This is a genomic window from bacterium (assembly GCA_021372535.1).
Classification (GTDB): domain Bacteria; phylum Latescibacterota; class Latescibacteria; order Latescibacterales; family Latescibacteraceae; genus JAFGMP01.
Genome location: JAJFUH010000185.1, coordinates 1 through 3,252, shown reverse-complemented (window position 1 = coordinate 3,252; position 3,252 = coordinate 1). Strand labels below are relative to the sequence as shown.

3 protein-coding genes and 1 tRNA gene are annotated in these 3,252 nt (G+C 46.6%); 2 read left to right on the top strand and 2 right to left on the bottom strand.

Annotated elements, in window-relative coordinates:
* Positions 1-226: 226 nt before the first annotated feature.
* Positions 227-709, top strand: coding sequence for a flavodoxin family protein (locus tag LLG96_16590; GenBank protein MCE5251827.1), 483 nt, complete (start codon positions 227-229; stop codon positions 707-709).
* 88 nt (positions 710-797) lie between these two features.
* Entirely contained in the window at positions 798-1,457 is a 660-nt protein-coding gene (locus LLG96_16585; GenBank protein MCE5251826.1) for a DUF4386 family protein, read from the top strand.
* Between the two features lie 447 nt (positions 1,458-1,904).
* Here the strand turns inward: LLG96_16585 and LLG96_16580 are convergent.
* Together LLG96_16580 and rpe are read right to left on the bottom strand one after the other, a co-directional pair.
* Positions 1,905-1,991: transfer RNA gene (locus LLG96_16580), tRNA-Ser, on the bottom strand.
* A gap of 83 nt (positions 1,992-2,074) precedes the next feature.
* On the bottom strand, positions 2,075-2,734 hold the full coding sequence (gene rpe / locus LLG96_16575) for a ribulose-phosphate 3-epimerase (GenBank protein ID MCE5251825.1): 660 nt from the start codon (positions 2,732-2,734) through the stop codon (positions 2,075-2,077).
* Between the last annotated feature and the right edge of the window lie 518 nt (positions 2,735-3,252).

Here is a 3,252-nt window from a genome sequence, read left to right as displayed (position 1 = left end):
CAAGGTGATAATTATGAACGAAAACAGGCGTACATTTTTTAAAGATGCAATTATTGGGACCACAGGTTTGACTTTAGGCTCTCTGGCTTTGGGAGGTTGTTCATCCACATTGACAAAATCAAAGGAAAAAGGTCAAAACCAGAACATACAAGAGTACCAGGATATAGATTCGTCATCGGGTAGTAAGATTAGTGCTCAGGGAGAACGCATGAATGTTGTGTTACCGATGAAATCCCTATTAGTTTTGGTTTCATATCATCATAAAAATACTGAGAAAATCGCTAACGTCTTTGCAAAAGTTCTTGATGCACAAATAAAAACTCCACAACAAATTAATATTGAAGAACTTCAGGAGTATGGTTTAATAGGATTTGGCTCAGGGATATATGATCAAAAACACCATAAATATCTGCTTGACCTTGCCGATAAACTACCACAAGTCACCAACAGGAAAGTTTTCATTTTCTCAACCAGTGGAGTTTCAAGAAAATTCGCACTCAAACATCCGGAAACTATCGATGATCCTCACAAGGTGCTCAGGGAAAAACTGCCATCTAAAGGTTATATGATAGTTGATGAATTTAATTGCGCAGGGTGGGACACTAATAGCTTTCTTAAACTGATTGGGGGAATCAATAAGGGTAAACCGAATGCTGAAGACCTTAAAAATGCGGAAGAGTTTGCTCAGAACCTGATGCTGAATGTGTAAGGCCGGAAGCAATGGAGTTCACAGTCATATTCAATTCAATTCAATTCAATGAAATTTATTAATATCGTTCATAATATGGAGATAATTAATGAAGAGTTTACAGAAGATAGGCGGCATTGCCGCGCTGTACGAGGCAGCAGCTTACATAGTGGGTATGATAGGTTTTCTCAGCGTAGTGGACGTTTCTGGTGTAGCTGACCCTGTCAAGAAGGTGGCTTTAATGGCGGACAACCTGGCTTTCCTGTACATACTGCACCTGATTGTCTATGTTGTATGGGGTATCTTTATGGTTGTCCTGTCGTTATCGCTTTACGAGCGGTTGAAAGCCGGCTCACCAGCAATAGCACAGACAGCGACCGTCTTCGGGATATTCTGGGGCTGCGTGATCATTATTAGCGGTATGATCCACAACATTGGCATGCAAAATGTCGTCGATCTCTATGGTAAAGACCCGACTCAAGCGGGGACGGTCTGGTTGACGATTGACTCTGTGTTGGGAGGATTAGCCGGCAGTAATGAAGCTATAGGAGGTATATGGATTATACTGTTAAGTTGGGCAGCTTTGCAGACAGGAGAACTTTCCAGGATACTGAACTACCTTGGCGTAGTGGTCGGTTTAGCGGGCATCATCTCGATTGTCCCGGCTCTCGCCGAGCTGTTTATTTACATTTTTGCGTTGGGTCAGATTGTGTGGTTCATTTGGCTGGGGATCTCAATGCTGCGCAGCAGCAAAAGCGCGGCGGCATAAAATCATTTTCTACTTCAAGACTCAATGGCGAGTCGGAGTAAAGGAGACGCGCTATCTTTCGGGCGATACCTTCGGCAGGATCGATGTACGCATTCTTCCGAGCCTGTCAGGAATCGATTCATGGCACTATCGCAAGTGATATATCCGGGAAACGCGTTCGAAAGAGGCATATCTCTGGAGCCATGATCGGGGTAGTACCGGGCATCTCGTCAGCGCGATGAAAAAAGAGGAATACAGGGATATTAATCATATGGATGATAAAAGGCTGCAAGATCATAGTGATCTGATTCTGACCGGCGAGCGGGGAAAACGAGCCGGGGCCGCAACCGAAGAAACGTAGCAGACAATCGATGTTCACTATGTATGTTCATACGATATTGAACGCAAAACGTAGCAGAAACAATTAAGGCGTTTATAGTTAAAATGATATAAACGCCTTATTTTATTTGGCGGAGGGCCAGAGACTCGAACTCTGAAGGGTGATTAGCCCGGCGGATTTCAAGTCCGCTGCCTTGCCAATTAGACTAGCCCTCCGCTCACTGTCGTGCGTTGGTCGATAATATGCACAATGTACGGTGAAAAATCAACTGATTCGTGGGATAACGGGGCCGTAAAAATCATGTATTCAGCGCTTCCCTCATGCGGCGGATGTTCTCCATGGCGCCGTGATCCCTGAAGATCGATGACCCCGCGACGAGGAAATTCACACCCGCTTTCACGAGCTTCGGAGCATTGACGAAGTCCACACCGCCGTCTACCGAGATATAGGGCGGCGTTTCGAGCTTCGATGCGGCCTCCGCGATACTGCTGACACGGCTGTAGGATTCCTCGATGAACGACTGCCCGCCGAATCCGGGAAACACCGACATCACGAGCAGGATATCCACATGGTCGAGGTAGGGTATCACCGCTTCGACCGGCGTATCGGGCTTGAGCGAGAGCCCGGGACAGACTCCGAGACCGTCGATGGCCGCGAGGGCATCAATCGCATTGTCGAGCACCTCGATATGGATGGTCAGGTAATCGCTCCCCGCCTTGGCGAAGGATTCGATCATGTCGAGCGGATTGTCGGCCATGAGATGAACATCGAGCGGAAGGTCGGTCAGATGGCGCACTGTTTTGACAATATCCGGCCCGAACGACAGGTTCGGCACAAAGTGATGATCCATGATATCGATGTGTATCGCATCGCATCCGCCGCGGACAGCGCGGGCGATTTCTTCTCCGAGACAACTGAGGTCTGCCGCAAGTATCGATGGCGCGATAAGTACTTTCATACGGTTCCGTTCGGTAATGTCCGCTTTAAAAGCGTGGTGAAAAACTCTGCATGTCTGAATTATGGCTGTCACTGGTCGGGACGAAGTACCGATCCCCGATTAATGATTCGGGGACATGCTTACATGCTGGCGAACCCCTAAAATCCACGATGTAATGTATGGTAGCACATTGATTATAAATAGCATATAGACTATTAAAGCCTGTGAATTTATAAACCCGTCGAAAAGCCCCGCGGTCACAACCGTTTTTCGGAAAAAGAATGGTGATGGCCGGAACAGCTTCACCTGGCCTCTCCAAAATCCATACTGAGTTGTATTGTAATGAATTGATTATAAATAACATAACACCCTTTGGAGCTTCTGATGTATAAACCCCATTGAAAAGCCCCGCGGTCACAACCGGTTTTCGGAAAAAGAATGGGTGCTGGCCGGAACAGCTTCACCTGGCCCCTCCAAAATCCATACTGAGTTGTATTGTAATGAATTGATTATAAATAACATAACACCCTTTGGAGCTT